This is a genomic window from Streptomyces sp. NPDC001868, from assembly GCF_040297125.1.
Classification (GTDB): Bacteria; Actinomycetota; Actinomycetes; order Streptomycetales; family Streptomycetaceae; genus Streptomyces.
In genome coordinates, this window is record NZ_JBEOYO010000023.1 from 1 (window position 1) to 18777 (window position 18777).

The following is an 18777-nucleotide window of genomic DNA, read 5'->3' on the forward strand; positions in this document are numbered from 1 at the left end:
AAGCCCGAGTACACCCAGTACGAGGGCTTTCGGGCGGCACGCCGAGAGCACGCACCGGACGCCGCGCGGCCGCCCTTCGGGCGACGACGCCACTTTCGCAACAGGCCCTAGCCGAGGGGCGCCGTCCGCCGCCAGGGGTTCAGCTCCTCCAACCGGCCCGCCACGTCCAGGAGTTCGAGCTCCGAGCCCGGGCGGCCCACCAGCTGCACCGCGCAGGGCGCGCCTGACGGCAGTGTGCCGAACGGCACCGACATCGCCGGCCAGCCCGTGAGGTTCCACGGCGGCGTCAGCGGCGAGTAGTTGGTGTTGACCAGCAGATTGCGCAGCCATCCCCGCTCGTGCCAGTTCGCGGCTGCGGGCCCGCGCCGGGCGAGCGCCGGGGTGAGGAGCACATCGTGCTCGGCGAAGAACGGCTCCAGGCGGCGGCGCAACCGCTCCCGGTGGTCGCCGGTCCGCACCCCCTTCAGGAAGCGCCGCCCCACGGCCGCGTGCACCCGTGTGCGCCGGGTGAGCAGCTTCGGGTCGAGGCCCTCGGCGTCCACCGCGGTGCCCGCCGTCCAGTGCGCCAGCGAGGTGGCGCCCAGCCAGAGGGGATACGCCGGATCGGCCGGCCGGACCTCCAGCCCCGCCCCGGCCAGCGACTCGGCGGCCCGGCGCGCGGCATCGGCGTACGGGCGGGTGACGGTCACACCGACCAGGGGGCTGCGCACGGACAGGGCGATGCGGGGTGAGCGTCCGGCGGGCTCGGACGGTCGTCCGGCGTCCGAGCCCGCGAGTATCCCGAACATCAGCCGGGCGTCCTCGACGGTCGTCGCGAGCGGGCCGTTCTCGGACATGCCGAACCAGTCGCCGTGCCCGATGTCCGCCGGGACGACACCGAAGCCCGGCTTGAGGCCGAGCAGACCGCAGTTGGCGGCCGGTATCCGCAGCGAACCCATCCCGTCGTTGCCGAGGGCCAGTGGCACCAGCCCGGCGGCGACCGCGGCGGCGCTGCCGCCCGACGAGCCGCCCGTCGTACGCGAGGTGTCCCACGGATTGCGGGCGACGCCGTGCACACCGTCCGTCGTACCGAAGACACACAGCTCGGGCACGTTCGTGAGCCCCACGACCACCGCGCCCGCCGCCCGCAGCCGGGCCACCGTCACATGGTCGGCCCCGGCCGGTGTCTCCGGGGTCGCGGCGGACCCGTTCCGGGTGGACTCGCCCCGTACGGCGAGGTTGTCCTTGATCGCCACCGGTACGCCCGCCAGCGGCAGTTCGGCCAGGTCGGCCCGGCCGGCCACCTCGTCGGCCTCCGTCAGGGCCGCCTCCGCCCGGACCGTGCGGAACGCCCCGATCCGCCCGTCCAGCGCCTCGATCCGCGCCAGATGCTCCGCCACCACCTCACGCGGCGTGACCCGCTTCTCCCGCACGGCGGCGGCGATCTCGGCGGCGGTCCGGCCGACCCAGCTGGTCACGGGCGCTCCCTGGCGATGTCGTGCGCGTCGGTGTCGTACGCGACGGAGGGGCGTACTCGTGAGTAGTGATCGAGTACGGGAGCACTGTGCCCGGTGGGACGGCCCCGCGTCGAGAGCCCGCCGTGAAGAAGTCCGTCCGCGACCCGGCTACGGCCTTTTCGCGGGCGACGCGGCCAGCCGTGTCGGCGGCATGAACTCCCGTACGTACGTCCGCTCCCAGCACGCCCCGGTCTCCCGCAGCTCGCGCCAGGTCGTGTAGCGGTAGCGGAAGAGACGGGCGCGGACGAACCGGGGCGGGGCGTCGGCGGGGAAGGGGGAGCGGCGGAGCAGCCGGAGCGTGTCGCGGTCGTTCTCCAGGAGGCGCTCCACCAGGGCGCCGAACCAGGTGCCGGCGTACGCGGGGGAGAGCGCGGCGAACCACATCAGCCAGTCGAGCCGCAGATGGTACGGGGCGAACTGGCGCGGCCAGTGCCTCGGATCGCCCGGCTTGCCCTTGAACTCGTACTCCCGCCACGCCGCGTCCTCGCGCGGCACCTCCTCCGCCGTCCCCTCGACCACCACCTCGTACCGCACCCGGCTGACGCTGCCGAACGCCCCGTAGGTGTTGACCAGGTGCAGCGGGTCGAACGAGCGGTTCATCACCTGGCGGCGGGAGATCATGTTGCGCACCGGGTGATAGCTGAGCCAGAGGACCAGCACGGCGACGGCGAGCACGACGACCGTGTACCAGAGGGGCGCGTCGGAGGTGTCCGGGGCGGCCGTGCCGAAGTCGACGACGGACAGGGCCAGCACGATCGTGATCCAGTTCAGCCAGGAGAAGTTGCCCGACAGGACCAGCCACAGCTGCGTCAGGATCATCAGCGAGGCGGCGGCCGTCGCGATCGGCTGCGGGGCGAAGAGCAGGAACGGGACGACGAGCTGTGTGACGTGGTTGGCGGCCACTTCGACGCGGTGCAGCGGCTTCGGGAGGTGGTGGAAGAACCAGCTGAGCGGGCCGGGCATCGGCTGGGTCTCGTGGTGATGGTCGAGGCAGGTCAGCTTCCGCCAGCACTCGTCGCCGCGCAGCTTGATCAGCCCGGCGCCGAACTCGACCCGGAACAGCACCCAGCGCAGCAGGAACAGTACGACGACCGGCGGCGCGACCTCGTCGTTGCCCAGGAACACGGCCAGGAAGCCGACCTCCAGGAGCAGTGACTCCCAGCCGAACGAGTACCAGGTCTGGCCGACGTTCACGATCGACAGGTACATCGCCCACGGCACGAGCCACAGCACCATGCCGGCCCAGAGCGGCAGCAGCGAGTCCAGCCCCGCGAGGAGCGCCGCCGACACCGCGCAGCCCGCCCACGCCCACGCCGCGAAGAAACGGTCCGAGTAGTGGCGGTGGAACACGCTCGGTGCCCGCCGGAACGGCACCCGCTCGACGAAACGGGGCACCGGGAGCATGCCGCGCTCACCGATCAGCGCGCGGAACTGCAGGGCCGCCCCCAGGAAGGCGACCAGATAGACGACGGCCAGGGACCGCTGGAAGAGCAGCCGGGCGAGCCCGTAGTCGGGTGCGGTGAACCAGTCCACGGTTCCGACGATAGTGAGCGGATCGACGGCGGGACCGACGGCGGGTCCGGTGCCGCGTTCGATGCCTGGCCGGGCACCGGTTTCGACGCCGGTCCCTCCACTCGAATATTCGGGTAAATCCTGTCAAAGTGTCCCCATGGTTGATCGGGGAGCGAGCGACTCGGACGTCCCGGACGACTGGCTCTCCCACCCGGACCCCGTCCTGGCGCTCAACCTCATGGGCACCTTCGACTGGGACCTCGACGCCGGTGCGTTCCACATGGACGCCACGGCCCACGAGATCTTCGACGTACGCCCGGACGAATACGACGGCAACCCCGAGACCCTGTCGCTGCGGGTGCCCCCGATGGAGGGCCGCCGACTCGACACCCTCGTCTCCCAGGCCCTCAAGGACGGCAGCGAGAACTACGGCGCCTACTTCCGCATCCGACTGCGTGACGGCACCCTGCGCTGGACCCACACCCAGGGCTACATCCGCCGGGACGAGACGGGCCGCCCGTACCGCGTGATCGGCATCGTCCGGGACGCCACCCGGGAACTGAGCGAGATCCGCTCCCGCACCGAGCGCGCCGCGCACGACGAGGCCCGCCGTCGGGAGCCCAACGTCGTTCAGGTCATCACCGCCGCTCTCGCCCACGCCCGGACCGTCCAGGACGTGATCGACGTCCTGGAGGACACCGACGGCCTCACCCACCTCGGCGCGACCGACCTCGTCATGGGCCTGGTGGAGGCCGGACGCATCCGCCTGGTCGCGGCAGGCCCCGAGGACAGCTATGTGCCCGGCACCCGGATCACCCGCCTCGACGTGAAGTACCCGATGAACGAGGTCGTACGGAACCTCGTGCCGCACTTCATCGAGTCGCCGGAGGAGTTCGCCGAGTCGTATCCGCTGCTGTGGCCGCACATCACCGATCTCAAGATCACCTCGGCCGCCTATCTGCCGCTGATCGTGCAGGCCCGGCCCATCGGCGCGATGGGGCTGCTCTACAACGACCGGCGGGGTTTCACCAGGGAGCAGCGCGACGTCCTCGTCGCGCTCGGCAGCAGCATCGCCCAGAGCCTGCAGCGGGCCATGTTCTACGAGCAGGAGAAGGACCTCGCCGAGGGCCTCCAGCAGGCCATGCTGCCCCGGTCCATCCCCAGCGTCCCCGGCGCCGACATCGCCGTCCGCTACCGGGCCGCCTCGATCGGGGGCTCCCTCGGCCGGGACATCGGCGGCGACTGGTACGACCTCATCCCGCTGCCCGGCGGCCGGGTCGGCGCGGTCATCGGCGACGTCCAGGGCCACGACACGCACGCGGCGGCCGTCATGGGCCAACTCCGCATCGTCCTCAAGGCCTACGCCACCGAGGGCCACACCCCGGCCACGGTGATGGCCCGCGCCTCCGCCTTCCTCCACGAACTCGACACCGACCGCTTCGCGACCTGTCTGTACGCGGAGGCCGATCTGTCCACCGGAGTGGTCCAGGTGGTCCGGGCCGGGCACATCGACCCCCTGGTGCGGCACACCGACGGCACCTGCCACCGGGTCATCGTGGAGGGAGGGCTGCCGCTCGGGCTGTCCGCCGAGTTCGGCGGCCTGGAGTATCCGGTCACCACCGTCGAGATGTTCCCCGGGCAGACGCTGCTGCTCTGCACGGACGGCCTCATCGAACAGCCCGGCGCCGACCTCGACGACGGCATGCGGACGCTGAAGGCGCTGATCGCCACCGGGCCCGACGACGTCGACGACCTCGCCGACCGGCTCATCGACGTGGCGGAGGAGCGGGGCGGCGACGACGATGTGGCCCTCCTGCTGCTACGGCGCCGCCACCGGGGCGCCGAGCAGCCCGCCGGGCGGCTCCAGCAGCACGTCGGGCCCGGCGATCCGGAGGCCCTCACCGAGGCGCGGCACATGATCGGTGCGGCGGTGCGGACCTGGGGGGCGCGGGAGCGGGCCGACGAGATCGAGCTCGTCGCCGACGAGCTGATCACCAACGCGCTCATGCATACGGAGGGGTCCGCGATCGTGACGTTGCGGGCGCTCGTCGGGTCCGATCGGCGGTTGCGGGTGGAGGTCGAGGACTCGTCCAGCGCGTTGCCGCGGCGGCGGGAGGCGGGGGAGGCGGGGGTGTCGGGGAGGGGGTTGCTGTTGGTGGACCGGCTGACGGATGTGTGGGGGGTGGAGGCGCGGGGTGGGGGGAAGTGTGTGTGGTGCGAGTTCGTGCTGTCGGGCGCCTAAGAGCTCGGGGGTTCGGGTTGGGGGGCGGGTGCGGGTCCGGTGGGGCTTCTCGCGCAGTTCCCCGCGCCCCTGAAAAGCAGGGGCTGCGCCCACGCTTTTCAGGCCGCAGCCCCACCGCCTTTCAGGCCCGCAGCCCCACCGCCTTTCAGGCCCGCAGCCCCACCGCCTTCAGGCCCGCAGCCCCACCGCCTTCAGGCCCGCAGCCCCGTCGCTTTTCAGGCCGGCGGGGTCGTGGTCTTCAGGCCCGCAGGGGCCTGAATCTTTAGGGGCGCGGGGAACTGCGCGACCAGCCCCCACCGGGGCCGCACCCGACGACGCACCCCACATCGCACCCCGTGGCACCCTGGACGTATGCCTGAATTGCCCGAGGTCGAAGCGCTCCGGGACTTCCTCGTCGGGAGCCTGGTCGGTCATGAGGTCGTGCGGGTGCTGCCTGTGGCGATCAGTGTGCTGAAGACGTACGACCCGCCGGTCACGGCGTTCGAGGGGCGGGAGGTCACGGACGTACGGCGGTACGGGAAATTCCTCGGCATCGAGGCGGACGGCGGTGAGCTGCACCTCGTGACCCATCTGGCGCGTGCCGGGTGGCTGCACTGGAGGGACCGGCTGCCGGACGGCCCGCCGAAGCCGGGCGGCAAGAGCCCGCTGGCGCTGCGGGTCGCCCTGGAGACCGGCGAGGGCTTCGACCTCACCGAGGCGGGGACGAAGAAGGGGCTCGCGGTGTACGTCGTACGGGACCCGGCTCAGGTCCCGGGCGTCGCGCGGCTCGGTCCTGACCCGCTCGCCGACGAGTTCGACGTGACCCGGTTCGCCGGCCTGCTCGCGGGAGAGCGGCGGCAGATCAAGGGCGCGCTGCGCGACCAGAGCCTGATCGCGGGGATCGGGAACGCGTACAGCGACGAGATCCTGCACGCCGCGAAGATGTCGCCCTTCAAGCTGGCCTCGTCGTTGAGACCGGAGGAGACCCGGCATCTCCACGAGGCGCTGCGCACCACGCTCACCGAGGCCGTGGAGCGCTCCCGGGGCCTGGCGGCCGGGAGGCTGAAGGCGGAGAAGAAGAGCGGGCTGCGGGTGCACGGCCGGACCGGGGAGTCCTGCCCGGTGTGCGGTGACACGGTCCGTGAGGTGTCCTTCAGCGATTCCTCGCTGCAGTACTGCCCGACCTGTCAGACAGGCGGCAAACCCCTCGCCGACCGACGGCTGTCACGGTTGCTCAAGTAGCCCGGAACCGAGTCCGACCATGATCCGCAACCATTGAAGGTACGGACCAATCGAGGCGCTGTCCGGTGGCCCGAACGGCGGACCGATTCAGCGCCAGGCCGGGGCGTCGATGACCACCAGAAGCTCGCCCTCCTGGCTGCGCACCTCGAAGTGGCTGATGTCCTCGCGCTGCATGGTGGTGCCGCCCACCATCTCGGAGGGCTTGGTGGCGCCCTCGGGAGACTTCCAGTTGGCGGCCGTCTCCTCGGAGCCGTCCTTGCCGACCACGACGAGCCGGCAGGCGTGGGCACCGTCGGCCTCCTTGACCTTCAGCTCGATGTCGCTGCCCCAGACCCGCTCCTCGGCCTTGACCTCGGCCCATACGCCGGTCTTGGCGTCGGTGGCGGCGACCCTGTTCGGCGCCTCGCCCGGACCTGCGAGAACGGCCACGGCGGGGCCGCCCACGGCGATGACCACGGAGGCGGCCAGCGCGAACAGCCAGCGCCTGCGCTTCGCCCGGTGCCGGGCGGCGACCTCGTCGAGCAGCCGGCCCAGCATCCGGGGGCCGGGGGCCGCGAAGGGGTGCACGGCGCGCGGGGTCGCGTTGCGGTACAGCATCAGCTGCCGGGCAGCCGGACGGAACTCGGTGACCTGTACCGCGCACTGCGGGCAGCCGCGGACATGGTCCTCGAAGTGGAACGAATCCACCTCGTCCAGCACGCCCAGCGCGTACGCGCCGACGTCGTGATGACGATCCTGGGACCACATGGCGATTCCTCGGGCCGGTGTGCGGTGGGGGTTGCTTCCTGCCCCCACCGGTACGGACCAGACCGGCGAATCACTCAAGCCCACGACCAATGCCAACCAAAAGATTCGGAGCCCTCCGCCGCGCGGATTGGTCCAGGACCGAAAAAGATGGTTCACCCGGGCCGGAACAGCCGGATGGCCGGCACCTGAACACAGGGTCGCCGCGGCTAGAAGAGATGGATCGCCAAGTGCCCCAGCGGCAGACCGAGCCGCCAGGCCGGCGTCCACACCTTCGGACCGTCGTCCTCGCCCAGGATCGCGCCGCCGCCCGGCACCGCGTCCAGATCGGGTGCGAGCAGTTCCGTCTCCTCCAGCCAGCGCCAGGCCGCGGACGCCAGCTCCAGGTCCGGTGACGGGCCGCCCGACTCCAGCGCCGCGGCGGTGAAGTCGGCCATGCGCTCGCACACCCAGTCCTGCCACGGCTGGTCGTATGCCGTCAGCGACAGCCAGGTCTCCAGCTGGGTCACGACCCGGATGCCGGAGAGTTCACCGCCCGCGTCGGAGAGGAAGATGGTCAGCGCCAGGGCGTCGCGCCCCGCACGGAACTCGAAGGACGTCGGCGGCATCAGGTCGCCCGTCCGCAGCAGCTCCTCCGCGATGTACTCGGCGTAGAACCACGCCATGGGGACGGTGAGTTCGCCGCCCCCGGCGCCGTCCGTGCTCTCTTGACCTCTGTGCAGCATCCCTTCCTGCCTTCCTCCGGTGCGTGCGCGTCGCCCGACCCCGGGCCTGGAGACCAGGCCCCGGCCCCCATCCGGAACACGGATAGAAGACAGCTGATTGCTCAACCGGGGTCTTCAGCAAGGCGCTTTACGGAGGTTTGACTCGGCCATGGGTTTCACCGCAGGTCGGCCGCGTATCCGGGAAGCACCCGGCGCAGGGCGCGCAGCGCGTAGTACGCGCGGGACTTCACCGTACCGGGCGGGATTCCCAGGGCCTCGGCGGCTTCCGCCACACTCGCCCCCTGGAAGTACACCTGCACCAGTACTTCGCGGTGTTCCGGAGTGAGTGTCTTCACAGCTTCCCGCACATCGAGGCTCGCCACCGACCTTTCGGCGTGATCGGCCATCACACGGGCGTTCTCCAGCACCGCGTCCCCCACCTCGGCGGGGCGCGCCTGCCGGGCCCGCCGCGCGTCTATGGCGAGCCGCCGCCCGACGGTGAGCAGCCAGGGGCGTACGGAGTCGAAGTCGTCGGCGCGCAGCGCCTCGGGATGTTGCCAGGCGCGCACGAAGGTCTCCTGCACGAGGTCCTCGGCGCGATGGCGGTCCCCGTCGGAGAGCCGCAGCAGCAGGGCGAAGAGGGGGCGGCCGTGTTCGCGCTGGAGCTCGGCCAGCTCGTGTTCGGCGGTCGTCCCGTAGGTGATCGTGGTTCCGGCCGTCATGGCCGTATGGGAACGCGGGGCGTGTCGCGTGGACAGGGGCCGGTCACGGGTGTGCGGCGGGCGGTCGAACCTGTCGACGAACGGTGCGACGAACGGTCCGCCGGGGCGCGGCGCGGTCCCGGCCGGGCGTCGGGCGGTAGCCGTCGTACGTGCCGCCGGCCGGGGCTACGGCACCACCGTCACCGGCCAGCGGCCCGCCTTCACCAGCCGCAGGGCCACCGAGCCGACGATGCGGTGGCCCGCCTGCCGGGAGGCGCCCACCACGACCGCGTCCGCCTTGAGCCGCTCCGCCGCCGTCACGAGGCCGTTGTACGGGTCGCCGCGGAGGGTGTGGAACTCCCAGCGCACCTCGAAGACGCCCTTCACCTGCTCGGCGGCCTCCCGGATCTCCGCGACGAGCTGCTCGGCGATCTCGTCGGTGGTCCCCGCCACCGGCACCCCGAGCGCCGCACTGGCCGCCAGCGTCGGCTGCACGTACACGATGGCGAGCAGCGCGTGCTGGCGGCGGGCGAGGCCGGCGGCGTAGGACACGGCCCGCAGGGAGCTGTCGGAGCCGTCAAGGCCGACGAGGACGACCTTGGGCCCGTCGGTGCCTCGTTCGAACCCGTGTGCTTGCTGATCGGTCACGGGCGCGAGGCTATCGGGGTAGCCGGGCTCCGGCGTGCGCCGGGCGGGCGTCGGGAGCGTGGAGAACTACTCCCATCGGGTGGTTTCATGCCGCCGCACCGGTGTCGTGGTGGTGCGCCGTCCCCGCCTTGGTCGACTGATGAGTCATGACGAAGGATCAGATGTTCACACGTCGCCACCTGTTGACGGGAGGCGCCGCCCTGCTGGGCGCGGCCGGTACGGCGGGCACCGCCGCTCTGTTCATCGGCGACGGGGCCTCCGGTCCGGCACCGACCCGCGCCGGTGCCCCGGCCGCCGGCCCCGGGGCCCGTCCGGCGCTCAAGCCCTCCGCGTACCGTCTGCAGCCCATCGCCGGGTACGGCCGCCCCGTCCGGCGCCGCAGCCTCGTCCGGGCGGGCGTCCGGCGCGAGCCGTTCCTGAAGGTGGACGGGCGCGGCCGGACCATGGTGCTGACCTTCGACGACGGCCCCGACCCCCGCTACACCCCCGACATCCTGCGCATTCTGCGGGCCCACGACGTCCGGGCGATGTTCTTCGTGTGCGGCGAGATGGCGGTCCAGCACCAGGACCTGCTGAAGGAGATGGCCGACGACGGCCACACGGTCGGCAACCACACCTGGTCCCATCCGCTGCTCACCACCCTCTCCCGGCCCCGGATCCATACGGAGATGGCCCGCACCAGCGAGATCATCGACAAGGCGTACGGCGAACCGCCGCTGTGGTTCCGCGCCCCGTACGGCGCCTGGAACCGGGCCGCGTTCCGGCTCGGCGCCGAACTCGGCATGGAGCCGCTGGGCTGGACCGTGGACACCCTCGACTGGCGGACGCCCGGCGCGCACACCATCGCCGAGCGCGTGACGGACGGAGCGGGCCCCGGTGTCGTCGTGCTCTCCCACGACGCGGGCGGCGACCGCTCACAGAGCGTCGAGGCCCTGCGCGACTATCTGCCCGCTCTGCTGGACTCCGGATACCGCATCACCGTGCCCCAGCGGAAATACGCCTAGCGGCGACCACCGCCGGGACTACCGCCGGGGTTCCTGCCGGTATTCCCGCCGGTATTCCCACGGGCCTTCGCCCGCCCGGCCGGGGAACGCTCAGCGCACCTCGGCCAGGCGGGCGAAGACGACGACATTCCCGTCGTAGCCGTTCTGCTTGGAGAAACCGCCCCCACAGGTGATGACCCGCAGTTCGGGAACTCCGCTGTTCCCGTAGACCCGGTCGCCCGGGAAATTGTTCTTCTCGAAGACCTCGATGCCGTAGATCTCGAACACGGCGGTCTTTCTGTCCGCGCGCCGGATCTCGACCTTGGCGCCCTTCTTCAGCGCCCCGAGCCCGTAGAACACGGCGGGCCCCTGATCGTTGTCGACATGGCCGACGACGACGGCGGTGCCCTGCTCGCCGGGGGAGACCGCGCCGGTGAACCAGCCCGCGAGGTTCGGGTCCCGGGCCGGTGGCGCGTCCACCCAGCCCTGTGCGTCCAGCCCGACGGGCATGGCCGGCGCGTCGACCCGGATCGAGGGGATCCGCACCCGGTCGACCATGGCGTACGGCAGCGGGTCGGGGACCTTGGTGAACGTGCCGCGCGGGGTGCTGCGAGTGTCGGCGGCCGCCGCCGACGCGGGCTGCGGCGGGCCCACGTCGAACTCCCCCGAGCCGTTCCGGATCAGCGCGAGACCGGTCAGCAGAACCAGCGCTATCACGCCCCAGGGAGCGCGCTTCTTCCGCGGCTCCTCCCATTCGGCCTCGGCCGGTCCGGACGAATACATTCGCCATCCCCTCTCGACCCGGCCGTCGCCGTGTCCGTCGCGCATACGACAAAAGGTAAGCGTGCCGCACGCCGACGGCGACGGGGCAGGTGCGAACGGGTGGCGGCGAAGCGGAGTTCTGCGCCATCCGAGTTCCGCCGCCCGAGGAATTTTCTGACGGTCCGTGACCTGCGGCGATATCCGATCGTACGGAGATATCCCGGCGTGTCCCCCGACCGGCACTCACCAGGACGGACCAGCGCCGAAATGCGGGCCCGCGCACGGCATCTGAGGGTCTTTCTGGGAGACGCTTTCTCGCCGATCGACCGGGGACGGGACCCGGGGCGTCTTCCGCGGAGGATCACATGCGTACTACTAGTGTCCTGGCGGCCTCGGCCGCCGCGGTCGCCCTGGTCGGTGTCGCCGCGCCGACGGCCGCCGCCTGGGACCAGCCGAGCTCGGTCACGGCCGCCCCCAATGCCATCGCCCGCGGCGGGCAGCTCGTCCTCACCGTCAGTGGCGGTGACGCGTGCGCGATCGCCGGCAGCACCATCGGCTCGAACGCCTTCCCCACCACCAACCTCACCTCCATGGGCGGCACGACCGCCACGGCCACGGTGCGGGTCAACTCCGACGCCAGCCCGGGCTCGTACAGCGTCACCACCAACTGCGAGGGCAAGCGCAAGACGTTCACCGGCGTCTTCACCGTCATCGGCGGTGTCCGCGGCGGCATCGGCGGCAGCACCTCCACCGGGGCCACCTCGACCGACATCGCGATCGGCGGCGGACTGGTGACGGCCGCGGTCGTCGGCGGTGGCGTCTTCTGGATGCGCCGCCGCGCGGAGAACAAGGTCTGAGTCCGGCCTTCGGCCCTTCGGCTCGTCCGCCGCACCACCGGCCCCTACGCCACGACCGGCCCCCGCACCGCACAACCCTTCGCCCCGGAACCCGTAACGGTCCGGGGTGAAGGGCTGTCGGGGTGCCGCGCGGGGCGGCCGTCAGGTGTGGCTCTCGTCCTCAGGTGTGGCTCTCGTCCTCGGGGCGGCGGCGCGACCAGTGCCAGGCCGCGCCCAGCGAGCCCGCGACGAGCGCGGCGCCGAGGCCGATCTCCTGGAGGTCGAAGCCCGCGAGGGTGCCGCCGGCCCCGGCGTGGGAGCCCCGGGTGGGGTGGTGCGTGGGGTGATGGGTCGGGTGGCCGGTGGCGATGGTGAGATCGGTCCGGCCGCTCTCGTCGCCGCACCGGAACGTCACCTCGTACACCGTGCCGGGCCTGGCGTCCCGGTCGACCAAGGCCGTGGCCGAGGACTGGCCCCTGGGGATGACGACGGTGTCGAAGACGCCCGAGGAGACGGTCGTCCGGCGATGGCAGCCGTCGACGCTCAGGGTCACCTCCCCGCCGGGGGCGATCGTCGAGGGCGCGACACCGAAACCGAACGACGTGATGTCGCCGGACCGGGCCGCGTGCGCGGCGGGAGCGGTGAGGGAGAGGGCGGCCACGCCGAGCAGAGCGGCCGCAGCGACGCGTATCGCGCGCATGGATGAGCCTCCGGGTCCCCGAGGAGCCTGCCGCGGACCGATTCCGCCTGCGCCTGAAATGCACCTCGATGACCGAAACGCTAGGAAGGCGCGCCCGGTGGCGCGATCTCAGTCGCGCGAATGGGGCAAGCGTGTGCTCCACACAGGGGACGGCATACGTACGGCCGGGGGACGGGCGCGGCGTGGCACCCGTCCCCCGGCCGTAGGACCGGGCTCGCGGAACCGTCACCCGCCCGCGTTCGGGAACAGGGCCAGGAACGGATCCGCCGTGGCCGAAAGCCCCCGGCTGTAGGGCGCGTCGAAGTCCCAGACGAGGAACAGCAGGAACGCGATCAGGGCGGAGAACAGACCGGCGAGGATCAGCTCGCGCGGTGTACGCCGGATCTGCAGGGCGAACACCATGCCGACCGTCACGACGGCGCCGATGATCAGACCGAACCACACCACGCCGGGCATCGTCTCGCCGGTGGAGTCGGCGCGGGCGCCGCGCGCGGCGTCGGCCGCGGCCACCTGGTCGAGCAGCGGCTGATAGGCCTGCGCCTCGAAGTCGCTGCGCGGCTCGTAGTCGGTGACGTCGTGGCGGACCGTCTCGAACAGTTCGGCGCCGCGCTCGGTCACCTCGCCCTTCTCGGCCATGACCTTCCACTCGGTGGTCACCACATGGTCGACGTACGCGTTGATCTCGCCGCGGATGCGGTCGCGCACGTCCTCGGGGTACACCCGCACCCGTTCACTGACCTCGTGCAGGGCCTGTGCCTCCGCCTGGACCTGGTCCTGGGCGGCGCTGCGGGCCTCCCAGACACCGGCGATGGCCAGACCCAGCACGATGGCGTACACCACGCCGATCATCATGGTGATGTACTCGATCACGTCCGGGGTCTCGGACGGGTCCTCGTCCGCGGGTGCGGCGTGATGCCGTACTACGGCCACGATGAGGACGACCAGACAGGCCGCCCCCATCGCGAGGGTGAGAACAAGCCATTCCGACAAGAGGTTCCTCCAGGGGTCAGCGCGGACGCAGGGCGGCGGCGGCGAACACCGCGGGCACGGTGACGAGCAGGGCCATCGAGACGAGGGACGGGCCGGAGGGCTTGGCCGCCGAGCGGGACGGGGCCCGGTACGGCGGATAGCTCACCGGTGTCGGCGAGACCTCGGGGCGGGCGCTCGGTGTGGGTTTCGGCTTCGGCTTCGGCGGGGGAGTCGGGGCGGGGGCCGGCCGGGGCGCCTCGGTGACGGGCGGCGGCGGGGGCGGCGGTGGTGGTGGAGGCGGCGGTGGAGCGGGCCTCGGGGGCGGGGTGGGCGTCGGCTTCGGTGGGGGCGGAGGATCCGGAGTCGGATCCGGGGTGGGTGTGGGCTTCGGCGGAGGCGGTGGGTCCGGGGTGGGCGTCGGCTCCGGTGGGCACGACGGGGGCGGCGGTGGGGTCGGTGTGGGGGTCGGTGTGGGCGTGGGGGACGGCGACGGGGTGGTCGGCGGTACCGGCTCGCAGGAGTCGGTACCGCCGATCGCCACGGCGACCGCGCCGCCGCTGTCCGGGCCGACGGTGGCGTACGCGCAGGCGTCGGCGACCGCCGTGCCGCTCGGTGCTCCGGTGAGGAGCCAGGTCAGTGCGAGCAGGGCCGACAGCCGTAGGGCGAGAGCGGATCGGGTCCGCTGGGGTCCTTGCACGTCGGAGATCATCCGTGCTCGCGCGCCCGCGTACGCGGGAGCACGTACGGATTGCTCCAAAGGAGGGAAAAACGGGCCCCGAAGGTTTGAGTGCGGGGGCCCGAGGCTGACCCCCCTTTCGATACCTCCGCGGGCGGCGCGGGCAACCGCGTCACAGGCTTCGGAAAGAAATTCGTGCAGCGTTGAACACATCAGCCACTCCCGCCCGTACCTAGGACCAGCAGGTGGCGCACTAGGGCGCTGCAAACACCCACCGGATCACGGGGAGTTGGAATGAAGACCTCCTGGCGGAGCGCCTCACTCGTAGCGACAGCTGCGGCTGTGCTGGTGCTGACGACGGCGTGCGGTCAGGAACAGGGGTCCACGTCCTCGCAGAACGTGGGCGCCGCTTCCACCCCGACGCTCGGTGCCGGAACCATCGCGGGCACCGGGACCGGTACGGCCGGCGCCGGCGCTGCCGGTTCCGGTACATCGGACCAGGCCCAGTCCACGACTGCGGCCTCGGCGGGGCAGTTGACCGTGTGGAACAGCGACGAGTACGGCAAGGTCCTCACGGACAGCGCCGGTCGCACCCTGTACCGCTTCGACAAGGACTCGTTCGAGCCGCCGAAGACGACCTGTGAGGGCGAGTGCGCGGTCACCTGGCCGCCGGTGCCCGCCTCGGGCGCCACCGCCGCCCAGGGTGTCGACAAGGCACTGCTCGGCGAGGTCAGCCGTCCCGACGGCACCAAGCAGCTGACGGTCGGCGGCTGGCCCATGTACTACTTCGCCAAGGACACCAAGGCCGGTGACATCAAGGGCCAGGGCCTCAAGGGCACCTGGTTCGCCTCGGACCCCAACGGCAAGAAGGCCTCCACCAAGGGCGGTGGCGCCGGTGGCGTCGGCGGCGCGGGCGACGCCGGGGGCCAGGCTGTCGAGCAGGCCGGCCTCACCACCCGCAAGGACGCCAAGCTCGGCGAGATCGTCGTCGACAAGAACGGCATGACGGTCTACCGGTTCCTCAAGGACACCCAGTGGCCGATGTCGACCAAGTGCACCGGCGCCTGCCTCGACAAGTGGCCCGTCGTCGCCCCGGTCGACAAGAACGACACCAAGGGCATCCTGCTCAAGGGCTACACGGTCTTCGACCGTCCCGACGGAATCAAGCAGCAGACGATCAACTGCATCCCGCTCTACACCTTCGCCAACGACAAGTCGCCCGGTGACACCAACGGCCAGGGTGTCGGCGGTACCTGGTTCGCCATCAACGGCGACGGAGAGCCGATCGGCGCGGACAAGTAAGGCCACTTCCCCGAGCACCACAGCAGTCCGGCCGATCCCGGTCCGCCCCCTCCGCACCGCGCGGAGGGGGCGGACCGCTTGGCATGCCCGGGCACGGCCGAACCGGCGTGCCCGGGCGCGGTGTCGGTGACACGCCGGGACCGCGCCGCAATGCGCGGTCCCGAACAGGCATGGCCGGGGCGGCGGTTGGGCATGTGCCATCGGCAGCGGCGTTGAACGGACGGTCAATTTCCGTTTTTACTCGCTCCTTCGGCGGACGATCAGTAGCCTCAGCTCGAACACCGGATCGCCTACGCCACCCCCGACGCGTTGGAGAACACAGATGGAGCGTCCCGCCTGGGCGCCGCGGAGCATCGACATCTCGTTGCCGTCCGTGGCGCGCATGTACGACTACTACCTGGGCGGTTCGCACAACTTCGAGGTGGACCGCGAAGCGGCCCGCAAGGCCATGGAGTTCATGCCGGGCCTGCCCAAGATCATGCAGGCGAACCGGGCGTTCGTACGCCGCGCGGTGCGGTACGCGGCGGGCTCGGGCATCACGCAGTTCCTGGACATCGGATCCGGGATCCCCACCTTCGGAAACGTGCACGAGATCGCCCAGGACGCCACCCCCGGCGCACGGGTCGTCTACGTCGACCACGACCCGGTCGCCGTAGCACACAGCCAGGCGGTTCTCGAGGGCGACGACGACGCGGACGTGGTCGCGGCCGACCTCCGCAAGCCCCATGACATCCTCACGAGCCCCCAGGTCGAGCGACTGATCGACCTGAACCGGCCGGTGGCCCTGCTCCTGGTTGCCATACTGCACTTCGTGGAGGACACGGACGACCCGTACGGAGCGGTGGCCGAGCTGCGCGACGCGCTCGCGCCCGGCAGCGTACTCGTCGTCTCGCACGCCTCCTTCGAGGGAATCCCGCTCCCCCAGGAGCGGGCCGAGGGCGCGGTGGACGTGTACAAGGACATTCGCAATCCGCTGATCATGCGCTCTCGAGGTGAGATCGCGCGGTTCTTCGAGGGGTACGACATGGTGGAACCCGGACTGGTGCCGATGGCGAAGTGGCGGCCCGACACGGCTCCCGAGGACGAGGATCCGTACGCCTTCTCGGGGTTCGCCGGCGTGGGGACCAAGGCGTGAGGGCGGAGCCGGACGGGCCGGAGGACAGACTCCGCCGGTTCGCGACGATCTGGAGCCGCGCGGTCTTCCCCGCCACCTCCACGTCGCTGACCCGGCCCGAGTTCGAGGAACAACTGCTGCCGCTGGCCCGCAGGCTGAGCGAGGCGCTGCGGGCGCGGACGTACGACGCCGAGGCGGGCAGGGCCGTCGGTGCCGCCCTCGTCGGGGCGCACTGCACCGAGCCCGAGGCGCTCAGCCAGAGCCTGGACTGCGTCGACGCCTATCTGGTGCTCTACTGCGGCGGCGACGGCCCCCAGGAGGATCTGCGGGCCCGCGCCGCACGACTGCAGTCCGCGATGGCCGCCGGATACGCCGAGGCGCTGCGGCAGCGGACGCTGGCCGAGCAGGAGGCGATCGCCCGCGCGGCGCTGGAGGCCCAGGGCGCGGTCGCCCGGGCGCTGCACGCGACCGAGGCCCGCTTCCGCGCGGTGTTCGAGGGGGCCGCCATAGGCATCGGCATCGCCGACCTCGAAGGCAACATCCTCCAGGTCAACGGCGCGCTGCTGCGGATGTTCGGGGTCACCGAGCAAGCGATGCGCGGGCGCCGCGTCCCCGAGTGGAAGCACCCCGAGGACGCACCCCAGGTGTGGCGCCTCTACGACGAACTGGTCGGCGGCGAGCGCGAGCACTACCACACCGAGAAGGCGTTCCACCGGCCCGACGGAACGGTCCTGTGGACCAACCTCACGGTCTCCCTGCTGCGGGACGCGGACGGCCGGCCCCAGTACCAGCTGGCCCTGATGGAGGACACCACCGAGCGCCGGCTGCTCAACCTCCGCCTCCGCTACGAGGCCACCCATGACGCGCTCACCGGACTGCCCAACCGCACCCTGTTCTTCGAGCGCCTGGAGAAGGCCCTCGCGGCGGGCGACGGCCAGCGCTTCGGCCTGTGCTACCTCGACCTCGACGGCTTCAAGACCATCAACGACAGCCTCGGGCACGCGGCCGGCGACCGGCTGCTCGTCGAGGTCGCCGACCGGCTGCAGTCCTGCGCGACCGCGCCCGGCGAGATGGTCGCCCGGCTCGGCGGCGACGAGTTCGTGGCCCTCACCACCGGCACCGACACCGAACGCGAGGTCGACGACCTCGCCGACCGCATCATGAACGCGCTGGTCACACCCGTACGCATCGAGGGCAGGGAACTCCTCGTCCGCGGCAGCATCGGTATCGTCGAGGGCCCGGCGGGGGAGCGCGGGCCCGCTGAGGTGCTGCGCAGCGCCGACATCACGATGTACCGGGCCAAGTCGGCGGGCGGCAACCGCTACGAGATGGCCGACGCGGAGGCCGACGCCCGCGCGATCACCCGGCACGGCCTCACCACCGCCCTGCCGGCGGCCCTGGACCGGGGCGAGTTCTTCATCGAGTACCAGCCGCTGGTGCACCTCGGCGACGGCTCCGTGCGCGGCGCCGAGGCCCTGGTCCGCTGGCTGCACCCGCAGCACGGCGTCCTCGGCCCCGACCGCTTCATCCCGCTCGCCGAACGCACCGGCCTGATCGTGCCGCTCGGCCGCTGGGTCCTGGAGCAGTCGGTGCGTCAGGCCCGGGAGTGGCAGGAACGACACGGAGGTACGGGCGCCACCGGCCCGCTGCGCGTCAACGTCAACCTGTCGCCGTGCCAGCTCACCCACCCGGGGCTGGTCCAGGACACCGTCGACATCCTGGAGCGCGCGGGCCTCGAACCCGACGCCCTCTGCCTGGAGGTCACCGAGTCCGCCCTGATCGGCGCCGACGACGATCTGCTCAAACCCCTGCGCAGACTCTCCGAGATGGGCGTCGACATCGCCCTCGACGACTTCGGCACCGGCTACTCCAACCTCGCCAACCTCCGCCGGCTGCCGGTCCGGGTCCTGAAGCTGGACCGGTCCTTCACCCAGAGCATGCAGCAGTTCCCGGCCGACCCCGTCGACCTGAAGATCGTCGAGGGGATCGTCTCCCTCGCCCACAGCCTCGACCTCGCGGTCACCGTCGAGGGCGTGGAGACCGGCGCGCAGGCCGAGCAACTGCGGATACTGGGCTGCGACACGGCCCAGGGCTGGTACTACGCCCGCCCGGGCCCGCCGGAGCGGCTGCACGAACTGGCGTTGGTGGACGCGACGGGGTGAACCTG

At 71.7% G+C, this 18777-nt stretch carries 17 protein-coding genes; 7 read left to right on the top strand and 10 right to left on the bottom strand.

Annotation, left to right across the window (positions count from 1 at the left end):
- Positions 1–107 precede the first annotated feature (107 nt).
- Both ABT147_RS25335 and ABT147_RS25340 read right to left on the bottom strand, forming a co-directional pair.
- Positions 108–1457: an amidase gene (locus ABT147_RS25335; protein WP_351409976.1), complete on the bottom strand. Its 1350-nt coding sequence runs from the start codon at positions 1455–1457 to the stop codon at positions 108–110.
- A gap of 147 nt (positions 1458–1604) precedes the next feature.
- A complete protein-coding gene (locus ABT147_RS25340) occupies positions 1605–3029 on the bottom strand; it encodes a lipase maturation factor family protein (protein WP_351409978.1) in 1425 nt (474 codons plus the stop codon).
- A gap of 136 nt (positions 3030–3165) precedes the next feature.
- Here ABT147_RS25340 and ABT147_RS25345 point away from each other — a divergent pair, with 136 nt between their 5' ends.
- Positions 3166–5250 (top strand): SpoIIE family protein phosphatase, encoded by a 2085-nt coding sequence (locus ABT147_RS25345; protein ID WP_351409980.1) that lies wholly within the window; start codon positions 3166–3168, stop codon positions 5248–5250.
- A 351-nt stretch (positions 5251–5601) separates the two neighbouring features.
- Positions 5602–6471 (top strand): Fpg/Nei family DNA glycosylase, encoded by an 870-nt coding sequence (locus tag ABT147_RS25350; protein WP_351409982.1) that lies wholly within the window; start codon positions 5602–5604, stop codon positions 6469–6471.
- An 87-nt stretch (positions 6472–6558) separates the two neighbouring features.
- Here the strand turns inward: ABT147_RS25350 and ABT147_RS25355 are convergent, their stop codons facing one another.
- The 4 genes from ABT147_RS25355 to ABT147_RS25370 all read right to left on the bottom strand — a co-directional run bounded on the left by ABT147_RS25355 (position 6559) and on the right by ABT147_RS25370 (position 9268).
- Positions 6559–7218 carry a hypothetical protein gene (locus tag ABT147_RS25355; RefSeq protein WP_351409984.1) on the bottom strand — a complete coding sequence of 220 codons (660 nt, stop codon included), beginning with the start codon at positions 7216–7218 and terminating at the stop codon, positions 6559–6561.
- A gap of 206 nt (positions 7219–7424) precedes the next feature.
- Complete coding sequence (locus tag ABT147_RS25360; protein ID WP_351409986.1) at positions 7425–7940, bottom strand: hypothetical protein; 516 nt, start codon at positions 7938–7940, stop codon at positions 7425–7427.
- Between the two features lie 155 nt (positions 7941–8095).
- Positions 8096–8641 (bottom strand): sigma-70 family RNA polymerase sigma factor, encoded by a 546-nt coding sequence (locus tag ABT147_RS25365; protein ID WP_351409989.1) that lies wholly within the window; start codon positions 8639–8641, stop codon positions 8096–8098.
- A 165-nt stretch (positions 8642–8806) separates the two neighbouring features.
- Positions 8807–9268 carry a universal stress protein gene (locus ABT147_RS25370; RefSeq protein WP_351409991.1) on the bottom strand — a complete coding sequence of 154 codons (462 nt, stop codon included), beginning with the start codon at positions 9266–9268 and terminating at the stop codon, positions 8807–8809.
- 146 nt (positions 9269–9414) lie between these two features.
- Here ABT147_RS25370 and ABT147_RS25375 point away from each other — a divergent pair, with 146 nt between their 5' ends.
- Complete coding sequence (locus tag ABT147_RS25375) at positions 9415–10272, top strand: polysaccharide deacetylase family protein (protein ID WP_351409993.1); 858 nt, start codon at positions 9415–9417, stop codon at positions 10270–10272.
- A 90-nt stretch (positions 10273–10362) separates the two neighbouring features.
- Here the strand turns inward: ABT147_RS25375 and ABT147_RS25380 are convergent, their stop codons facing one another.
- Entirely contained in the window at positions 10363–11034 is a 672-nt protein-coding gene (locus tag ABT147_RS25380) for a class F sortase (protein ID WP_351410232.1), read from the bottom strand.
- Positions 11035–11378: 344 nt separating this feature from the next.
- Between ABT147_RS25380 and ABT147_RS25385 the strand changes: the two genes are divergently transcribed.
- Positions 11379–11870, top strand: a complete 492-nt coding sequence (locus tag ABT147_RS25385) for a hypothetical protein (RefSeq protein ID WP_351409995.1) — start codon at positions 11379–11381, stop codon at positions 11868–11870.
- 160 nt (positions 11871–12030) lie between these two features.
- Here ABT147_RS25385 and ABT147_RS25390 read toward each other — a convergent pair whose 3' ends face one another.
- From ABT147_RS25390 to ABT147_RS25400, 3 genes are all read right to left on the bottom strand, one after another.
- Positions 12031–12549, bottom strand: a complete 519-nt coding sequence (locus ABT147_RS25390) for a hypothetical protein (protein ID WP_351409997.1) — start codon at positions 12547–12549, stop codon at positions 12031–12033.
- Positions 12550–12774: 225 nt separating this feature from the next.
- Positions 12775–13539, bottom strand: coding sequence for a bestrophin-like domain (locus ABT147_RS25395; protein WP_351409999.1), 765 nt, complete (start codon positions 13537–13539; stop codon positions 12775–12777).
- Positions 13540–13555: 16 nt separating this feature from the next.
- Positions 13556–14215, bottom strand: coding sequence for a hypothetical protein (locus ABT147_RS25400; RefSeq protein WP_351410001.1), 660 nt, complete (start codon positions 14213–14215; stop codon positions 13556–13558).
- Positions 14216–14488: 273 nt separating this feature from the next.
- Here ABT147_RS25400 and ABT147_RS25405 point away from each other — a divergent pair, with 273 nt between their 5' ends.
- The 3 genes from ABT147_RS25405 to ABT147_RS25415 all read left to right on the top strand — a co-directional run bounded on the left by ABT147_RS25405 (position 14489) and on the right by ABT147_RS25415 (position 18772).
- Positions 14489–15496 carry an SCO0930 family lipoprotein gene (locus tag ABT147_RS25405; RefSeq protein WP_351410003.1) on the top strand — a complete coding sequence of 336 codons (1008 nt, stop codon included), beginning with the start codon at positions 14489–14491 and terminating at the stop codon, positions 15494–15496.
- A 322-nt stretch (positions 15497–15818) separates the two neighbouring features.
- Positions 15819–16631, top strand: coding sequence for an SAM-dependent methyltransferase (locus tag ABT147_RS25410; RefSeq protein WP_351410006.1), 813 nt, complete (start codon positions 15819–15821; stop codon positions 16629–16631).
- Positions 16628–18772 carry a putative bifunctional diguanylate cyclase/phosphodiesterase gene (locus ABT147_RS25415; RefSeq protein ID WP_351410008.1) on the top strand — a complete coding sequence of 715 codons (2145 nt, stop codon included), beginning with the start codon at positions 16628–16630 and terminating at the stop codon, positions 18770–18772. Before ABT147_RS25410 ends, ABT147_RS25415 begins: the two co-directional genes overlap by 4 nt.
- Positions 18773–18777 lie beyond the last annotated feature (5 nt).

Coding starts and splice junctions, on each gene's coding strand:
- ABT147_RS25345 (WP_351409980.1), top strand. CDS start 3,166: ATGGTTGATCGGGGAGCGAGCGACTCGGACGTCCCGGACGACTGGCTC.
- ABT147_RS25350 (WP_351409982.1), top strand. CDS start 5,602: ATGCCTGAATTGCCCGAGGTCGAAGCGCTCCGGGACTTCCTCGTCGGG.
- ABT147_RS25355 (WP_351409984.1), bottom strand. CDS start 7,218: ATGTGGTCCCAGGATCGTCATCACGACGTCGGCGCGTACGCGCTGGGC.
- ABT147_RS25360 (WP_351409986.1), bottom strand. CDS start 7,940: ATGCTGCACAGAGGTCAAGAGAGCACGGACGGCGCCGGGGGCGGCGAA.
- ABT147_RS25365 (WP_351409989.1), bottom strand. CDS start 8,641: ATGACGGCCGGAACCACGATCACCTACGGGACGACCGCCGAACACGAG.
- ABT147_RS25375 (WP_351409993.1), top strand. CDS start 9,415: ATGACGAAGGATCAGATGTTCACACGTCGCCACCTGTTGACGGGAGGC.
- ABT147_RS25380 (WP_351410232.1), bottom strand. CDS start 11,034: ATGTATTCGTCCGGACCGGCCGAGGCCGAATGGGAGGAGCCGCGGAAG.
- ABT147_RS25385 (WP_351409995.1), top strand. CDS start 11,379: ATGCGTACTACTAGTGTCCTGGCGGCCTCGGCCGCCGCGGTCGCCCTG.
- ABT147_RS25390 (WP_351409997.1), bottom strand. CDS start 12,549: ATGCGCGCGATACGCGTCGCTGCGGCCGCTCTGCTCGGCGTGGCCGCC.
- ABT147_RS25405 (WP_351410003.1), top strand. CDS start 14,489: ATGAAGACCTCCTGGCGGAGCGCCTCACTCGTAGCGACAGCTGCGGCT.
- ABT147_RS25410 (WP_351410006.1), top strand. CDS start 15,819: ATGGAGCGTCCCGCCTGGGCGCCGCGGAGCATCGACATCTCGTTGCCG.